Origin of the sequence: Nocardia sp. NPDC058114, assembly GCF_042884695.1 — a bacterium.
Classification (GTDB): Bacteria; Actinomycetota; Actinomycetes; order Mycobacteriales; family Mycobacteriaceae; genus Nocardia.
Window position 1 is genome coordinate 135602 of sequence record NZ_JBHVTK010000003.1, and the last position, 17727, is coordinate 153328.

Here is a 17727-nt window from a genome sequence, read left to right on the forward strand (position 1 = left end):
AGCCCCTCCTCGAGGTCGGGGCATGCGTGGCTGGTGTGCAGTCTAGGCGGCGGCCTGAGCGTTCGCTATCGGGTGCCGGATTCGGTCAGCTGGCGCTCGACCGAGGCCGGCATGTCGTCGGCTTCTTGCAGCCCGAACTTGTTGTGCAGTGCCACCAGTGGCTTCGGCGCCCACCAGTTCCAGGTGCCCATCATTCGCATGAGCGCGGGGGCGAGCAGGCCGCGGATCACGGTCGCGTCGCTGATCACCGCGAGTGCGCAGCCCAGGCCGAACAGCTTCATCATCGACACGCCGGAGCTGGCGACGCCGAGGAACACGATGCTCATCAGCAGCGCGGCGGCGGTGAAGATGCGTCCCGTGCGGGCCACGCCCATCGCGACCGCCTCGGTATTGCCCTCGGTGGTCTTCGGCCCGGCCAGCCATTCCTCGCGGATCCGCGACAGCAGGAAGACCTCGTAGTCCATGGACGCGCCGAACGCCAGGCTGAACATGAGGATGGGCATGGCCAGGTTGAGGGTGCCGGTCGCGGTGAAGCCGAGCAGGCCCGACAGGTGGCCTTCCTGGAAGATCCACACCATCGCGCCGAACGTCGCCGCCAGCGACAGGATGTTGAGGATCAGTGCCTTCACCGGCAGCACCACGCTGCCGGTGAACAGGAACAGCAGCACCAGCGTGGTGAGCGCGATCAGCGCGCCCGCCAGCGGCAGTTTGCCGGTGATCGCGTTGACCGAGTCCTGGTTCAGCGCGGCCGGGCCGGTGATCAGGGCTTTCGACGGCGCGGGAACGGCACGCAGGGTGTCGAGTTGGTCGCCACCCGCGTCGGAGTAGGGGTCGACCGTGGTGGCGACCGACAGGTAGGCGCCGTGCTGCGGGTCCGTCATCTCGGGCACGCCAGGGGCCACCCGCAGCCCGTTGCGGTACACCGCCGCGCTGCTGAGCACGGCCGGTACGTCGGGCACCTTGGACAGGTCGCGGGCGTAGGTGTCGAGTTCGGCTGTGCTGCCCCGGAATTCGGGTAGCACGATGGTCGCGCTCGAGGCCAGGTCGGCATCGAATTCGGTACGCAGGATGTCGCCCACTTCGCGACTGGCGACATCGGTGGGCAGCGACCGGTCGTCGGGGTAGCCGAACTGGACACCCAGGAACGGCGAGCCGAGCAGCAGCAGGAACGCGGTGGTGGCCAGGGCGATCGGCAACGGACGCTTCATCACCGCGTTGACCAGGCGATACCAGAAGGTCTGCCGCGGTTCCTTTTCCGTCCTCGGGGTCAGCCGGAACAGCCGGCGCATCGGTGCGCGCAGGTCGCCCGAATCGATGCGGTGACCCACCAGAACGAGCAGGGCGGGCAGCACGATCACCGCGGCGGCCGCCGCGGCGGCGACCACGGCGATACCCGCGTAAGCGAACGACTTGAAGAAGTACTGCGGGAACACCAGCAGCGCCGACAGCGAGAGCGCGACGACCAGCGCCGAGTACACGACCGTACGACCGGCGGTTTGGATCGCACGGGTCACCGCCGCGGTCGGGGTAAGGCCCGCCGCCAGCTCTTCGCGATATCGACTGACGATGAACAGGCTGTAGTCGATCGCCAACGCCAGTCCCAGTGCCGTGGTCATGTTCAGCGCGAAGATCGACACATCGGCGAGCGCGGTCAGCACCCGCAGAATGCCCAGCGACGCCGCGATGGCGAACAGCCCGATCGCGACCGGCAGCGCGGCGGCCATGAGGCTGCCGAACACCAGCGCCAGCAGCAGGCCGGTGATCGGGATCGCGATCGCCTCGGCGATGATCAGGTCTTTGCTGATCTGGGTGTTGATATCGGCGAAGGAGGCGGCGAGCCCACCGGCCTTGACCGTCACCGGACCGCTCTCGACCTGTAGTTCTTCGCTCAGCTGGGCCGCCCGGACGGGCAGTTCGGCGTCGTCGCCCTCGATGCTGGCCAGGATGAGCGCGTGGGTGCGGTCCTTGCTGAGCATCGCCTGTTTGAGATCGGGGCGCGCGGTCCAGTACGACTGGACACCGCTGACGATCTCGGGATGTGCGCCGAGGACGGCGAGCGCGCGGTCGGCGGCGGCGCGCGCGGCGGCGGAGTCGGCCACACCCTCGGCGGTGATCGTCAGGACGTAGTTGGGCTCGCTGCCGGGGAAGTGTTCGCTCAGGTATTGACTGGCCTGGACCGAATCGAGATCGGAGGTGACGAATCCGCCCGATTTCATGTGCGAGTGCACGGTGGCGCCGATCGCGCCGCACAACACCATCAGCACCAGCGCAACCGCGACCACCCATCGTGGTCGGGCAACGGCGGTGCGGGCGATTCTCGTCAACATCGTCGGGTGCCCTCTGCTCGGAAACGTTCGAACCGTCACCGTATCCCGCGTCGAATTATATCCGATACCGCCTCGGGGTGGAGGTCGGCCGAGTACCATCTCCGCCCCTGGGTGGACGCGGAGGACGGCCCACAACCGCTAGCGGTGTCTCAGGTATCGCGTGCCCGCAGGATTCGGCCGCCGACCGCGCCGAGGCCGATCCGCCTGCCCGCGGTGCCCGGCGCGGTGGCGGTGATCGTCACCTCGTCGCCGTCGGCCAGAAATGTGCGGGTCTGATCCTTCACTGTGATGGGTTGTGTTCCACCCCAGGACAATTCGATGAAAGACCCGCGCTGGGACGGCTCCGGCCCGGAGATGGTGCCGGAGGCGTAGAGGTCGCCGGGCCGGATCGAGGCGCCGTTCGCGGTGAGGTGGGCAAGCATCTGCGCGGGTGACCAGTACATGCGTGAGTAGGGCGGATACGCGACGACCTCGCCGTTCCAGGCGACGGTCAGATCGATGTCGAGGCCGAAGTCGCCGGTACCGCGCAGGTAGGGGAGAGGTTCTGGGTGCTGTGCGGGTAGTGGCACCCGCGCCTGAGTCAGCGCGGCCAGCGGGGTGATCCAGGCCGAGAGTGACGTGGTGAACGACTTGCCGAGGAAGGGGCCGAGCGGCTGGTACTCCCAGGCCTGGATATCGCGGGCCGACCAGTCGTTGACCAGGGCGACGCCGAACACGTGCTCGGTGAACTCGTCGACGGTGACCGGTGCGCCGAGCGTGGATCCGGAGCCGACGACGAAGCCCAGTTCGGCCTCGATGTCCAGCCGCTGCGACGGTCCGAAATCAGGTGTGCCCGCGGCGGTTCGGCGTTGTCCCCGCGGCCTGATGACCGGGGTGTCCGAGACGACGACGGTGCCCGCCCGGCCGTGGTACCCCACCGGCAGGTGCCGCCAATTCGGCAGCAGCGGTGCACTGTCCGGACGGAAGAGCCTGCCGAGGTTGGTGGCGTGGTCGATGCTGGCGTAGAAATCGACGTAGTCGCCGATCCGTACCGGCAGTGCCATCCGCACAGCGGACAAGGGATACACGGCATCGATCGGCAGCGCCGTGTCCGCGAGCGCGCGCAACCTCGCGCGGACCTCACGCCAGCGGCCGGAACCCTGTGCCAGGAACGCGTTCATCTCGGGGCGAGCGAACACCGGATCATCCAGCAGCACAGCCAGATCGAGCACCATATCGCCCAAGCGGCAACCGACCCGGAGGGTGCCGCCGGGGGGTGCGAATACGCCGTAGGGCATATTCTCCGGCCCGAACAGCGAGTCCGCCGGTACCTCCACGCGCAACACCTGTGCGCCCGTCATCGGCCGCCGCCGTCCACGCCGCTGCGCTCACTCATGCGAGCCCCGGCCCGCGACCGGACCAGGTCCACGCGTACGCGGGATCTTCGCAGGCCAGCGCCCCTTCGCCGAGTTGCAGCGGGCGGAACGTGTCCACCATCACCGCCAGCTCGTCGAAGAACTCCGCCCCGATACTGCGTTCATAGGCACCGGGCTGTGGGCCGTGCGCGTAACCACCGGGATGCACCGACACCGAACCCTGGGCGATACCGGAACCCTTGCGCGCCTCGTAGTTCCCGCCGCAATAGAACATGATCTCGTCGGAATCCACATTCGAGTGGTAGTACGGCACCGGAATCGACAGGGGGTGATAGTCGACCTTGCGCGGCACGAAATTGCAGATGACGAAATTGGTGGCCTCGAAGGCCTGATGCACCGGCGGCGGCTGATGAACGCGGCCGGTCAATGGCTCGAAATCGGCGATGTTGAACGTGTACGGGTACAGGCAGCCGTCCCAGCCGACCACATCGAACGGATGCGTCGCGTAGGTCATCCTGGTGCCGATCACCTCGGTGCCCGCCCGATGCTTGACCAGCACCTCCACCTCGGTGTCCTCGACGAGCAGCAATTCGAGTGGCCCGTGCAGATCCCGCTCGCAATACGGCGAATTCTCCAGTAGCTGACCGAATCTGGAGAGATAGCGCTTGGGTGGGGTGATGTGGCTCGATGCCTCGATCACATACGCGCGCAACGGTTCCTCGCCCATCGGCAGCCAGCGGTGGGTCGTGGCGCGCGGCATGAGCACCTGATCGCCCTGGCGGACCGGCACGATCCCGAACACGCTCTCCACCACCGCCGCACCGGATTCCACGTACACCAGCTCGTCGCCGATGGCATTGCGGTACAGCGGGGACGCGCCCTTGGCGACCACGTACGAGATCCGCACATCGGCATTGGCCAGCAGCAACCTGCGCCCGGCCACCGGGTCGGTCGTCGTTGCCGTATCGCCGGGAAACAGCAGCGGCAGCCGCAGATGCCGGTGGTGCAGGGGATGATTCGGCGTCAACGTCTGGTCGGGCAGCTCCCAGACCGTAGCGTCGACGATCGCGGGCGGCAGCGCGCGGTGATACAGCAGCGAGGAGTCCCCGGAGAACCCCTCCTCGCCCATCAACTCTTCGTAGTAGAGGTTGCCGCGCGCATCCCGATGCTGCGTATGCCGCTTCGGCGGCACCGTTCCGACCCTGCGATAAAACGACATGAGGCGCGCCTCCCGCTACGTTGCAGGCTGAAACTTCCACCTCCAACGTAACCGAGAACGCGTGGCGGATCCGTCAGAATTCGGCGATCACCGGTGCGTGGTCGCTGGCGCCCTTGCCCTTGCGTTCCTCGCGATCCACCGAAGCGTCCTTGATCTGGTCGGCGAGGGCGGGGGAGGCGAGGATGAAGTCGATGCGCATGCCCTCTTTGCGGGGGAAACGCAGCTGGGTGTAGTCCCAATAGGTGTAGACGCCGGGGCCGGGCGCGAACGGGCGCATCACATCGCGGAAGCCGATGTCGAGCATGGACTGGAACGCCTCGCGTTCGGGCGCGGACGTGTGGGTCTTGCCGACGAACAGCTCCGGTGCCCAGACATCGTCGTCGGTGGGGGCGATGTTCCAGTCGCCGACCAGCGCGATCTTCGCCTGCGGGTCGTCGGCCAGCCAGCCTGCCGCCTGCGCGCGCAGGGTCGAGAGCCAGTTCAGTTTGTAGGTGTAGTGCGGGTCGGCGAGCGTGCGCCCGTTGGGGACGTAGAGGCTCCACACCCGCACCCCGCCGCAGGTCGCACCGATCGCGCGCGACTCGACCACCGGCGATTCGATCAGCGAATCGCCGGCGTTCTTGTCGAAGCCGGGCTGATCGGGGAACGCGAGCTCGACATCGGTGAGCCCGACGCGCGACACGATCGCGACACCGTTCCACTGATTGATCCCCACGTGCGCCACCTCGTACCCCGCCGCCTCGAACTGCTCGAACGGGAACTGATCGTCACGGCACTTGGTCTCCTGCAACGCCAGCACATCGATGTCGTGACGGTCCAGAAAAGCGATCGCCCGATCGACGCGGGAGCGGATCGAGTTGACGTTCCAGGTGGCGAGACGCACGGTTGTGACGGTCCTTTCGAGGCTAATGACTCTGCGGGGCGGCGTAGCGATAGGCGTGGTGCTCCATGAAGCCGAGTTCGCGGTAGAGGGCGAGGGCGCCGGAATTGCCCACCTCCACCTGGACGTAGGCGTGGCTCGCGCCCAGCTCGGCACCCCACCGGATCAGTTCGGCGCACAGCAGCGCGCCGAGTCCGTTGCGGCGGTGCGCGGTCGCCACGGCCACACAGGTGAGCCCGACCCAGCGCCGGCCGTCGGGGGCGGTGGTCACCGCGCCGCGGCCGATGGACAGGGGTTCGGGCAGGCCGAGGGACGCGAAACCGAGAGTGCCGTCCAGGACCGAGGTGAGCACGGCACGGTCCGGTTCGCGCACGGAGGGGTCGAGGGGAATCTCGCCGCGGTAGCGGTGCGTCCGCAACCAACCGTCCTCTGGCTCGTCGGTGATGCGCACCATCGACGGTCCCTGCGGCAGCACGAAATTCGCGATGTCGAGACCGAGGACCACGGTCTCGCTCCAGGTGTTCCAGGTCGGCGGGACGGGAGCGAGCCGGTCGGGCAGTTGCAGCAGCAGCGGCAACCCCCGACTCGTGTACCAGTCCGCGATCTTGCGCATGGTGTCGATCGACAACACCGCGGGCACACCCGACTCGCCCAGCGGCACCGCCGAATTCGCGCGCCCGGTGTAGCCGTTGCCCGCTCGTACCAGCCAGCCGTCGATCCACAGGTGCGCGCTGCCCGGCCAGGCCATGGCCGCCGCGGTCTCCAGCGACCGGATCTCCTTGGTCCGAATGGGCCTGGGCCCCAGCGCCTTCAACGCCACAACGCGATCGGCGGACACCGAGACCAGCTCACCCTCGGCGGTCCGCACCGACGGCGGCGTGAGCGACACCAGTTCGCCGATCACGTCGGTGAGTGGCTGGGGATAACCCGCGGGCAGCTGGTACCGCATCACCACCCGGCGGCCGAGGGGGATATCAGTCGTCATGACCGAACGGATCAGGAACCGTTCCCGGGATCCAGCTCAAACCCGGTGTGCCCCAGCCGTTTCGCTTGATCGCCTTCTTGGCGGCGCGGGCATTGCGGCCGATCAGCACGTCGACGTAGAGGAAACCGTCGAGGTGGCCGACCTCGTGCTGGAGCATGCGCGCGAAGAAGCCGGTGCCCTCGATTTCCACGGGCTCGCCGTTCGCGTCGGTCCCGGTGACCTTCGCCCAGTCCGCGCGACCGGTCGGGAACTGCTCGCCGGGCACCGACAGGCAGCCTTCCTCGTCGTCATCGGGGTCGGGCATGGTCTCGGGGATCGCCGAGGTCTCCAGCACCGGGTTCACCACCACGCCCTTGCGGCGGAGGGGATTGCCGGTGGCGTCGAAGTCGGGGCAGTCGTAGACGAACAGGCGCTTGCCGACGCCGACCTGATTGGCCGCCAGGCCGACACCCTTGGACTCTTCGAGAGTGTCGTACATATCCGCGATGAGCTCGGCCAGCTCCGCGGGGGTCTCCGTCACCTTCGCGGTGGGGTTGTGGAGAACGGGGTCACCGACGATCACGATCGGGAGAATTGCCATGGTCGCCATTATCGCCGCTGGCGCGGGCGGACGATCGGCGGACCCCTGTGGGCCGCGCCACCCCTACTGGCCTTCAGTCAACACGCCGTGACATGGGTCGAAGGATCGGGGGAACCCGTGGTTGAATGACGACGGTATCTACCCATCTCGTGATACTCGGCGAGGGAGCAAGATGGACGGCGCAGCAGCTCGGCACATCGCGCAGGGCCACACTGCGGGCGAACAGGATTCGGCCGCCGACGAGAGCACCGGTCTGAGTCGTCGTGAACTCGACATCCTGGACTTCGAGCGCAAATGGTGGAAATACGCGGGCGCCAAGGAAGACGCGATCCGCGAGCTGTTCGCCATGTCTGCCACCCGGTACTACCAGGTCCTCAACGCTGTCGTCGACTCCGACGCGGCGCTGGCCGCCGACCCGATGCTGGTCAAACGGCTGCGCAGGCTGCGAGCGAGCAGGCAGAAATCGCGTGCGGCCCGCAAACTCGGTTTCCAGGTCTGACATGACGGCCACACACCCTTCGTTGCGACTAGGGTTGGGCGGGTGAGCAACCCGAACCCCACCCCCGGCGGCCCGCCGTTGCGCGCGCTGGCGATGGTGTTGATCGCGCTGGCCATTGTCTTCGCCGGTCTGGGTGCGATGTCACTGTCGAACTCCGATGCCGTGGCATCGGATACCGAGCAGACCGAGACCACCACCTCCAGCGCGGTCGCGCAGGCGCCTGCCACCACGCCCGCGCCGAAGACCACCAGCGCGGCCGCCGCCCCGACCACCACCACGACTTCCGTCGCACCGACGACCACCACCACGGCACCCGCTACGGGCGGCACGGATCAGACGGTATCGGTGCGGGTGCTGAACAACAGCCTGGTCGCCGGCCTGGCCGCGCGCACCGCGAGCGAACTGACCACCGCGGGCTGGACCAACGTGAGCACCGGCAACTACAGCGGCGAGAACCTGACCACCACCACCGTGTATTACGGCGGCGGCGCGCGCGACAAGGCCGCGGCCACCGAGATCGCCGAGCAGGTCGGCGGGACGGTCGCGCCCAAGTCGGGGGACACCTCGCCGGGTGTCGTCGTCGTACTGACCGGTCGCTGAACCAGGCGCGGCACGCGGTGCCGTAGGCCGTGTCGCCGCTGTGGCATCATCTTGAGCGGTATAGCCCCAGTCCGATAAGGAGTCCCCTGATGGCCACGTCGACAACTCGTCGCCCGTCCTGGCGCATTGTGACCCCGGTGCTCGCGGTCGCCGCGTTCGGGCTCGCAGCCTGCACCAACAGCCAGGAGTCGAGTGACGTCAAGGGCACCACGCCGCCGGTGTGGACCAGCTCGGCGGCACCCGCGGGCGAAAGCGGCGGTCATGGTGGCGGTCACGCCGCACCGTCGGAGACCGCGGCTCCCGGCCACGGCGACGACCACGGTGGCGTGGCGGGCGGCCTGAAGACCTCGCTCAAGAACGGTGCGGGCGCCGAGGTCGGCACCGCGACCATCGTCCAGGAGGGCGGCCACCTGGTCGTCACCGTCGAGGCGCGCGGTCTGACGCCCGGCTTCCACGGCCTGCACTTCCACCAGAACGGCACCTGTGAGGGCGACTTCGCCTCGGCCGGTGGGCATCTGCAGGTCGGCGGTGCCACCGCGCACCCGGCCAGCGGTGACCTCACCTCGCTGCAGGTCGGCGCCGACGGCTCCGCGAAGCTGGTCACCCGGACCGACTCGGTCACCCTCGACAACGTCAAGGGCAAGGCGCTGATCATCCACGGCGGCGCCGACAACTTCGGCAACATCCCGCCGCGCTACACCCGCGAGGGTGGCACCGGGCCGGACGAAACCACGCTGACCACCGGTGATGCGGGCGCCCGGGTGGCGTGCGGCGTCGTCGGTTAGCGAGACACTCCCATGGCCGGGGCATTCGAGTCGGTTTCGTTTCGCGGTTCGCCCCGGCCGACCATCGGCATCGAATGGGAGATCGCGCTCGTCGACAAGGTGACGCGGGATCTGTCCAACACGGCTTCGGCGGTCTTCGACGCGGTCGGTGACCTGCGTGCCCACGACGGCACCCAGCAGGTCACCAAGGAACTGCTGCGCAACACGGTCGAATTGGTGACCGGCGTGCACGACACGGTCGGCGGCGCGGTCGAAGACCTGCACGGCACCATGAACGCGGTGCGGCGCGCAGCCGATCCGCTCGGTGTCGACCTGTTCTGCGCGGGCACCCACCCGTTCGCGGCGTGGTCGGCCCAACAGCTCACGCGCTCACCGCATTACGACGAACTGATCGAACGCACCCAGTGGTGGGGCCGCCAGATGCTCATCTGGGGCGTCCACGTGCATGTGGGAGTGTCGCACCGGGACAAGGTCTTTCCGATCCTGAACTCGCTGCTGCTGTCGTATCCGCATCTGCTCGCGCTGTCGGCGTCGTCGCCGATGTGGTCCGGCGACGACACCGGCTACGCCAGCAACCGGGCGCTGATGTTCCAGCAGTTGCCGACCGCCGGGCTGCCGTTCCAGTTCGAGAACTGGCGCCAGTTCGAAGGTTTCGTGCACGACCAGATGAAAACCGGTGTGTTCGAACAGCTCGGTGGGATGCACTGGGATATCCGGCCCGCGCCCAAGTGGGGCACCATCGAGGTGCGCGTGTGCGACGGGCTGTCCAGCCGCACCGAACTGGCCTCGGTGGCCGCGCTGATCCACTGCCTGATCGTCGACCTGGACCAGCGCCTCGAGAACGGCGAGCAACTGCCGACGCTGCCGCCATGGCATGTGCAAGAGAACAAATGGCGCGCCGCGCGCTACGGGCTCGACGCGATCGTGATCGTCGACGACGCCAGCAATGAGCGTTTGGTCACCGACGATCTGATGGATCTGCTCACCCGGCTGGAGCCGACCGCGAAGCGTCTCGGCTGCGCCGCCGAGCTGGCCGCGGTGGCTGACATTCCCCGTCACGGTGCCTCCTACCAGCGGCAACGCCGGGTCGCCGCGCAGACACAGGGCGACATGGTCGCCGTCGTCGACGCGCTGGTGCGCGAGCTCGATCAGTAGCGTTCAGCTGCGCGGGGAGACGGCGTTCACCCGCCGTTTACGATGGTCGGATGCTTGTCGAACATCCGCGCGCTGTTGCGGGGGGTGCCACCCTCGGTTCGCGTCTACGTGAACCACGCACACTCGCCGTCGCCGGGGTCGCCGCAGTGCTCGCGCTGCTGGTCGGATTGCAGATCGTCGCGTGGATCATGGGTTTCGACGGACCGCTGGCCAGCCTGGCTCGCGACTTCGTCGGTACGCCCAAGTCGATGTCGGTGCCCTGGGCGGGACTGGTGCTCGCGCTCGTCGGGATCTCCACGCGCCGCCGGGTGTTCGCGCTGGCCGCCGCGATCGGGATCGACGCGGTGTGGGTCGCGCTGCGACTCATCGACGGCAAGCCGTTCACCGTCGGCAACGGGCCGACGATCGTGCTGGCCGCGCTGGCTGTCGTCGCGGCAGTGCGATGGCGGGGTCGTGAACGCCGCGACGCGTTGACGGCGGTCGCGCTCGGTGCGCTGCTGGTGCTGGCCACCAAGGTCGGCGATGTGTGGCTGCACCTGACTTCGGCGGTGCGGCCCACCGTGCTCGACGAATACGTGCTGCTCGCCGATCACGCGCTCGGTGATCCGTCGTGGGTCGTCGGGCGTGTGCTGGATGTGCTCGGGCCCGAGGTGTACGCGGTGCTGCACTGGGTCTACATCGAATTGCCGGTGGCCGCGATCGCGGTGGCCGTGTGGCAGTTGCGCACCGTGGTCACGACCGGGCAGTGGCCGACCCACTACCTGGTGCGCACCTTCCTGGTGCTCGGTCTGGTCGGGCCGCTGTTCTACGTGCTGTTCCCGGTGGTCGGGCCGATGTTCGCGTTCGGCGCCGACGGGCACGGCTTCCAGGTGGGCAATTTCTGGCCCGCCGCGATGCCGCCGCTCGATTCGAACCCGGCCGCGCTCACCTTCGACGAGTTCACCCCGCGCAACTGCATGCCCTCCATGCACACCGCGTGGGCACTGTCGCTGTTCATCCACACCCGGCGCGATGTCGACGGGTCGCGAGCCCCGGTCTGGATGCGCTGGGGCGGGGCGTTCTGGCTGGCTGCCACGGTCACCGCCACACTGGGTTTCGGGTATCACTACGGCGTCGACCTCGTGGCGGGCGCGGTGCTGTGCCTGACCGTCGAGTCGGCGCTGCGCGCGCCCGAGCGGGGTTGGGGCGGCTTCCGGATCCGGCTGGTCGGCTTCGGGGTGGCGGTGTTCGCGGGACTGCTGCTGTCCTACCGGTACCTGGCGGTGCCGATGGCGGAGTATCCGGTGGCGGCGGGCGCGATCGTCATCGGGTTGCTGGCCGCGGTCGCGATCGCCTTCCACAACACCTGGTTCGCCACCGCGCCCGCACCGGCCCTCGAGCGAATCGCGACGCCCGCCACCTAGAACAACCCGTCGCGGTGGCGCTGTTCGCGGTAGGCGGTGCGGCCGATGAGATGGGCGATGACCGGCGCGGTGATGATCGTGAACAGGCCGGTGAGCACGAGCATCCAGACATTGACGTCGTCGCGGATGTCGATGCCCGTGCCGACGAGAACCAGCATGAGGCCGACCACCTGTGGTTTGGTGGCCGCGTGCATCCGAGTGAGGGTGTCGGGGAAGCGGACGATGCCGATCGACGCCGTGAACGCGAGTGCGCAGCCGGTGAGGATCAGCACCGCCGACACCCATTCCCAGACGCTCATCGGTCGTCCCTGACCCGGAATCGGGTGACCGCGGCCGAGCCGAGGAAACCGACCAGCGCGAGCGCCACGATCGCCGGGATCACCGTGGTGTCGCCGCTGTAGGCGGCCCACACCGCGAGCCCGGACGCGGCGATGGCCATCAGTGAATCGATGCCGACGACGCGATCGAGGGTGCTCGGCCCCGCGAGGACGCGGTAGCTGGTGATCACCGCGGCGGCCGTGAGCAGGACGGCGGCGATGACGGCGACGACAGTCATGGTTGCACCTCCGGTGGTGTTTCGACGCGGCGGCGTTCGCTCGGTCGTTCGAAGGCATTGATCATCAGGTGTTCCAGGCGCCGGGTGGTGCGGTAGAACTTCACCACCGCCTCGTCGCTGCCCACATCGAGCACGTGGACATAGACCACGCAGCGTGCGCGGTCGAGTTCGAGGACCATGGTGCCGGGGATCAGGTTGAGCAGATCGGTGCACATCACCAGCACCAGATCGGACTGGATGCCCAGATGCACGCGCAGCACGCCGGAGACCGGCGGGCCGCTGGGCCGAATCGCGAACCAGGCCACCTGCAAGCTCGATTCGAGCGCGTAATAGGTACCGACAGCGATCAATTCGAGAAACGACAGCGGATGGAAACGCCCGGACACCGGGACCAACGGGAGGGGAAGGGCGAAGACCACGATCAGTGCGACAACGGCCCCGGCGAGGGTGTTGGCCAGGCTCAGATCACCCCACAGCGCGACCCAGACGGCAGTGAGCCAGATCAGCACGGCGACGCGAAGGATATTGTCGCGATTCACGAATCGGCTCATCGCAGCACCGGGCCGAGGACCGAGTCGATGTAGACCGACGGGTCGTTCAGGTCGCCGGCGGCGCGCTCGGCGATGCCGAGGACCGGCCCGGCGAACACCGTGAGCGCGAGGCCCGCGGAGACGAGCCCGATGGTGGCCAGCACCATCAGGACCGGCATCCGGCCGGGATCGGTGCGATCCTCGTAGTACACATCGGTCGAATCCTCCACCAGTGTCGGTAGATTCGCTGCGGTGAGATGACCTTCCGGCGCCTCTTCGCGTGGTCGCCAGAACGCTTTGCTCCAGACCCGCGCCACCGCGTACAGCGTGAGCAGGCTCGTGATCACCGAACCCGCGACCAGCACCCACGCCAGGACGCTGCCCTCGGCGGCACCGGCTTCCAGGAGCGTGACCTTGCCGATGAATCCCGAGAAGGGCGGGATACCACCGAGATTCAGGGCAGGGACAAGGAACAGCACACCCAGCAGTGGACTGGCGGTGGCCAGTCCGCCGATCCGGCGCAACGACACCGAACCAGCCTGGCGTTCGATCAGTCCGACAGCGAGGAACAGCGCGGTCTGCACCAGGATGTGGTGGGCCACGTAGAACACCGCGCCGGTGAGGCCGGCGGTGGTGGCGAGACCGATACCGAACACCATGTAACCGATATGGCTGACCAGTGTGAACGAGAGCAGTCGCCGGATATCGGTCTGCGCGATGGCGCCGAGGATACCGACGATCATCGTCGCCAGTCCGCACACCAGCAGGATGTTGTCGAACGCGCCGTCGGGGAACCAGAGCGTGTGCGTGCGGATGATCGCGTACACACCGACTTTGGTGAGCAGACCCGCGAACACCGCGGTGACCGGCGCGGGCGCGGTGGGGTAGGAGTCGGGCAGCCAGCTCGACAGCGGGAACACCGCCGCCTTGATCCCGAACGCGACCAGCAGCACCGCGTAGCAGGCGGTGCGCACGCCACTGGGCGTCGCTTCCAGGCGCACGGCCAGTTGAGCGAGATTCAAGGTGCCCGTCGCCGCGTAGGTGAGGCCGATGCCGATCAGGAAGATCAGCGACGACACCATCGACACCATCACATAGGCGATGCCGGTGCGGATCCGTTCCTCGGTGGCGCCCACGGTGAGCAGCACGAACGAGGCGACGAGCAGAACCTCGAACCCGACGAACAGGTTGAACAGGTCACCGGCAAGGAACGCGGTCGACACGCCCGCGGTCAGGACCAGATACGTGGGCCGGTAGATCGAGGTCGGCTGGTGTTCGCCACCATCGGAGATGTTCTGTCCCGCACCGTAGATCGACACCACGAGCAGCACGAAGGCCGAGACCAGCAGCATCGCGGCGCTGAGCCGATCCACCACCAGCGTGATGCCGATCGGGGTCGGCCAGCCACCCACCTGCACCGCGGTGGTGCCGTCGCGGTCGGCGAGATACAGCAGCAGGGCGCTGATCAGCAGCACCACCGACAGTGCCGTCAGCGTGATCATCGCCTGGAGCCGTGGGCGGCGGCCGAACACCAGCGTCGCCGCGGCGGCGAGCAGCGGAACCAGTACGGGTAGTGGGGCGATGGCGGGCAACAGTTCCGGGGACAGGGTCACTGTTCGGGATCCTCCCGTTCGCGGCGGGCGGCGACCTGGGCGTCCTCGGGGTCGTTGGTCACGTCTTCGGTGGTGGTCAGCATGTAGGAGCGATAGGCCAGCGCGAGCACGAAAGCCGCCAGGCCCATGGTGATCACGATCGCGGTGAGCACCATCGCCTGCGCGAGGGGATCGGCCATGCCGTCGGGGGAGGTGTCGGCGCTGCCGAGGATCGGTGGCTTCCCGTCCGGGCCGCCCATCGTGAGGATCAGCAGGTTCACCGCGTTGCCGAGCAGGATCATCCCCAGCAGCATCTTCGACACCACCCGCTCGAGCAGCAGGTAGACACCACACGCGGTGAGCACGCCGATGGTGATCAGGAGAACGAGGTCGGCACTCATCGGATTTCCTTGTCCAGGCGGGCGCCGAGGCTGCGCAGGACGTCCAGCACCAGCCCGACGATCACCAGGTAGACGCCGAGGTCGAAGAACATGGCGGTGACCAGTTTGAGGTGGCCGAGCAGCGGCAGCGTCACCTCGATGATCGCCGAGGACAGCGGCGGTGCGCCGAGCAGCAACGACGCGGTCGCGGTGCCCGCCGCGAGGGTGAGGCCGGCGCCGAGCAGGTGCCCGGCGTCGACCGGGAGCGCTTCGCCCAGTTCGTATCGGCCACCCGCCAGGTAGCGCAGGGTCAGGGCCAATCCGGCGACCAGGCCACCCGCGAAGCCGCCGCCGGGCGCGTTGTGGCCGGCGAAGAAGAAGTACACCGACAGCACCATGATGGTGGGGAAGACCAGGCGGGTGGTGATCTGCAGGACCATCGAGCGATCGCGGCGATCGAGGAGGCGGGCGGCGGGCAGCCAGCTCACCGCGTCGGGATCGTAGTTCGGGGAATCGGCGGCGCGGGGTGCGCTGCCGAAGCGGCGGCTGCGGAAGACCAGCGACGCGACGCCGGTCGCGGCGACGACGAGCACCGAGATCTCGCCGAGGGTGTCCCAGGCGCGGATGTCGACCAGCAAGACGTTGACCGCGTTCTTGCCGCCGCCGATCCGATAGGCGGCATCGGGGATGGCGTCCCAGATCGGGTTACCGTGCTTGGCGGCGATGGCGAACGCGGCGAGTACGGGGACGGTGATGCCGACGCCGACGGCCAGCAGTGCCCGGCGGAACTTGAACGCCGTGCCCTGGCTTTCGGCGATCTCCGCCGGGAAGGCGCGCAACACGAGCACGAAGACGACCAAAGTCAGTGTCTCGACCAGGAATTGGGTCAGTGCGAGATCGGGGGCGCCGTGCAGCGCGAAGATCACGCCGCAGCCGTAGCCCGTCACCCCGACGACGAGCACGCTGGCCAACCTGTTGCGCAAGACGGTGGCGGCCAGCGCCATCGCGATCATGATCGCGCCGATCGCCGCCTGCAACGGTGAATCCCACAGTCGCAGTTGCACTCCGGTCCGCGTGCCGATCGCGAGCATGACCGTCGGCAACACGATGAGCGTGCCGAGGATGGTGGCCTGGCTGGCGGGCAGTGAACCGGACTGCACAGTTCCGGTGATACGCAACGACAGTCGGTCCATCGCGCGCAGGGCCGCGTCGTAGTTGCGATCGGCGTTGCCGAGACGCGGGTGCGCGGGTTCGCCGATCCGGCCGCGGATCAGGAACAGGGCGATACCGGCCGCGACGATGACCACCGTCAGCGCGAGCGGTCCGGTGAAGCTGTGCCAGAGGGCGAGATGGGTGTCGAGCACGCCCGGCAGCGACTCGGCGTAGGGGCTCAACCATCGATCGACCGCCTGGGTGTCGAGACCGCCCGCCAGCCCGGCCACGGCGAGCACCGCGGGTGGACCGAGCAGCAATGGGCCGGGCGCGTGCCAGGTGACCGCGCGTTCGGGATTCGCGGTGACTCCGAAAGCGCCCCAGACGAATCGGATGCTGTAGGCCACGGTGAACGCCGACCCGACGGTGACCCCGGCCAGCAGGGCGAACCGCACCGGCGGACTCAGTATCTCGGCCGACCACAGCGCGCCGAGCGCCGACTCCTTGCCGACGAAACCGAGCAGCGGCGGCAGCCCGGCCATGCTGAGCGTGGCGAGTACCGCGATCGCGCACAGCACCGGCGCGCGCCGGCCGAGCCCGGACAGTCTGCGCAGATCCCTGGTCCCCGCGCCGTGATCGATGATGCCGACCACCATGAACAGGCACGCTTTGAACAGTCCGTGCGCCACCAGGAGAGCGAGCCCGGCCAGCGCCGCGTCGGGCGTGCCGATGCCCATCATCATGATCATCAGCCCCAGCTGGCTGACGGTGCCGAACGCCAGTACCAGCTTGAGATCGTGTACCTGGATCGCCCGCCACCCGGCCAGCAGCATGGTGACGATGCCGAGCGGCAGCAGCATCAGATGCCATGGCGGGGTCTGCGCGAGCGCGGGCGCCAGCCGGGCCACCAGGTAGATACCGGCTTTCACCATCGCGGCGGCGTGGAGATACGCGCTCACCGGTGTCGGCGCCGCCATCGCGCCGGGCAACCAGAAGTGCAGCGGCACGATCGCCGATTTACTGATCGCCCCGATCAGCACCAAACCGATCGCGACCGGCACCGCGCTCCCGGCCGGGACCGAGCTCGCCGCGAGTAGGTCCGAGAGCAGGAAACTGTCGTAGCGCAGCCCGAGGACGACGATGCCGACCAGCATCGCCAGCCCGCCCGCGCCGGTCACCAGCAGCGCCTGGATCGCGGCCCTTCGACTGACCGCGCGTTCGGCGTAGTGGCCGACGAGCAGGAACGACAGCACCGTCGTGATTTCCCAGAACACGTACAGCAGCAGCATGTTATCGCTGGTGACGAGCCCGAACATGGCACCGGCGAACCCGGTGAGCTCGGCCGCGAACACCCCGAGCCTGGCCTCGTCACGCTCGAAGTACCGCCCGCAGTACGCCAGGATCAGCGCGCCGACGCCGAGCACCAGCGTGCACATCACCGCGGACAGGGCATCGAAGCGCAGATCGATGTCCATCGAGATCTGCGGTGCCCATTGCACATGCGTGCGCACGGTGGTTCCCCAGTGCGCGACCACCCAGCCTAGGCTGCCCAGCGGTACCAGGGCGAGCAGGTAGAAAGCGTTGCGGCCGAGCACTCGTACACACAGCGGGGCCAGGAGGGCGGCCAGTGCGTGAACGAGCAGTACGGCTAGCAACTCCCCCTCCGTCGGGTAGGTAGCGGTCGAGTAGCGCGTCCCGATCCTACGGGCGCGGACGGGATGTTCGGCGG

The 17727-nt window shown here is 68.1% G+C and carries 17 protein-coding genes; 5 read left to right on the forward strand and 12 right to left on the reverse strand.

The genetic code is table 11. The features are described from left to right. Positions 1-65 precede the first annotated feature (65 nt). From ACFVVI_RS13165 to ACFVVI_RS13190, 6 genes are all read right to left on the reverse strand, one after another. On the reverse strand, positions 66-2327 hold the full coding sequence (locus ACFVVI_RS13165; RefSeq protein WP_387445547.1) for an MMPL family transporter: 2262 nt from the start codon (positions 2325-2327) through the stop codon (positions 66-68). Positions 2328-2476: 149 nt separating this feature from the next. Next, positions 2477-3667 (reverse strand): fumarylacetoacetase, encoded by a 1191-nt coding sequence (fahA, locus tag ACFVVI_RS13170; protein ID WP_387445549.1) that lies wholly within the window; start codon positions 3665-3667, stop codon positions 2477-2479. Positions 3668-3698: 31 nt separating this feature from the next. Next, a complete protein-coding gene (locus tag ACFVVI_RS13175) occupies positions 3699-4901 on the reverse strand; it encodes a homogentisate 1,2-dioxygenase (protein ID WP_387445552.1) in 1203 nt (400 codons plus the stop codon). Positions 4902-4974: 73 nt separating this feature from the next. Then, entirely contained in the window at positions 4975-5784 is an 810-nt protein-coding gene (locus ACFVVI_RS13180) for an exodeoxyribonuclease III (protein ID WP_387445554.1), read from the reverse strand. A 22-nt stretch (positions 5785-5806) separates the two neighbouring features. Continuing rightward, a complete protein-coding gene (locus ACFVVI_RS13185; RefSeq protein WP_378991221.1) occupies positions 5807-6766 on the reverse strand; it encodes a GNAT family N-acetyltransferase in 960 nt (319 codons plus the stop codon). After that, entirely contained in the window at positions 6756-7346 is a 591-nt protein-coding gene (locus ACFVVI_RS13190) for a peptide deformylase (protein WP_387445556.1), read from the reverse strand. Before ACFVVI_RS13190 ends, ACFVVI_RS13185 begins: the two co-directional genes overlap by 11 nt. Positions 7347-7518: 172 nt before the next feature. Between ACFVVI_RS13190 and ACFVVI_RS13195 the strand changes: the two genes are divergently transcribed. The 5 genes from ACFVVI_RS13195 (at position 7519) to ACFVVI_RS13215 (ending at position 11788) form a co-directional block, all read left to right on the forward strand. After that, positions 7519-7845 carry a DUF3263 domain-containing protein gene (locus tag ACFVVI_RS13195; protein ID WP_378991218.1) on the forward strand — a complete coding sequence of 109 codons (327 nt, stop codon included), beginning with the start codon at positions 7519-7521 and terminating at the stop codon, positions 7843-7845. Positions 7846-7887: 42 nt separating this feature from the next. Then, positions 7888-8445, forward strand: coding sequence for a LytR C-terminal domain-containing protein (locus ACFVVI_RS13200; RefSeq protein WP_378991216.1), 558 nt, complete (start codon positions 7888-7890; stop codon positions 8443-8445). Between the two features lie 89 nt (positions 8446-8534). Next, entirely contained in the window at positions 8535-9230 is a 696-nt protein-coding gene (locus ACFVVI_RS13205; RefSeq protein WP_378633796.1) for a superoxide dismutase family protein, read from the forward strand. Between the two features lie 12 nt (positions 9231-9242). Next, the gene (locus tag ACFVVI_RS13210) at positions 9243-10385 is read left to right on the forward strand and encodes a glutamate--cysteine ligase (RefSeq protein ID WP_378991215.1); all 1143 of its coding nucleotides are present in this window, start codon (positions 9243-9245) and stop codon (positions 10383-10385) included. A gap of 50 nt (positions 10386-10435) precedes the next feature. Beyond that, the gene (locus ACFVVI_RS13215) at positions 10436-11788 is read left to right on the forward strand and encodes a DUF5933 domain-containing protein (RefSeq protein WP_387445560.1); all 1353 of its coding nucleotides are present in this window, start codon (positions 10436-10438) and stop codon (positions 11786-11788) included. On the opposite strand, the gene mnhG is transcribed toward ACFVVI_RS13215, so the two are convergent. Genes mnhG through ACFVVI_RS13245 form a run of 6 tightly spaced genes read right to left on the reverse strand, consistent with a single transcriptional unit; the run spans position 11785 to position 17653 of the window. Further along, positions 11785-12087, reverse strand: coding sequence for a monovalent cation/H(+) antiporter subunit G (gene mnhG, locus ACFVVI_RS13220; protein ID WP_378991213.1), 303 nt, complete (start codon positions 12085-12087; stop codon positions 11785-11787). The genes ACFVVI_RS13215 and mnhG overlap by 4 nt on opposite strands. Then, positions 12084-12344, reverse strand: a complete 261-nt coding sequence (locus tag ACFVVI_RS13225) for a monovalent cation/H+ antiporter complex subunit F (RefSeq protein ID WP_067450173.1) — start codon at positions 12342-12344, stop codon at positions 12084-12086. The genes mnhG and ACFVVI_RS13225 overlap by 4 nt, the downstream gene beginning before the upstream one ends. Next, the gene (locus ACFVVI_RS13230; RefSeq protein WP_378991211.1) at positions 12341-12883 is read right to left on the reverse strand and encodes a Na+/H+ antiporter subunit E; all 543 of its coding nucleotides are present in this window, start codon (positions 12881-12883) and stop codon (positions 12341-12343) included. Before ACFVVI_RS13230 ends, ACFVVI_RS13225 begins: the two co-directional genes overlap by 4 nt. Positions 12884-12891: 8 nt before the next feature. After that, positions 12892-14487, reverse strand: a complete 1596-nt coding sequence (locus ACFVVI_RS13235) for a Na+/H+ antiporter subunit D (RefSeq protein ID WP_378991209.1) — start codon at positions 14485-14487, stop codon at positions 12892-12894. Further along, positions 14484-14867: a Na(+)/H(+) antiporter subunit C gene (locus ACFVVI_RS13240; protein ID WP_378991207.1), complete on the reverse strand. Its 384-nt coding sequence runs from the start codon at positions 14865-14867 to the stop codon at positions 14484-14486. Before ACFVVI_RS13240 ends, ACFVVI_RS13235 begins: the two co-directional genes overlap by 4 nt. Beyond that, the gene (locus ACFVVI_RS13245; protein ID WP_387445563.1) at positions 14864-17653 is read right to left on the reverse strand and encodes a Na+/H+ antiporter subunit A; all 2790 of its coding nucleotides are present in this window, start codon (positions 17651-17653) and stop codon (positions 14864-14866) included. Before ACFVVI_RS13245 ends, ACFVVI_RS13240 begins: the two co-directional genes overlap by 4 nt. Between the last annotated feature and the right edge of the window lie 74 nt (positions 17654-17727).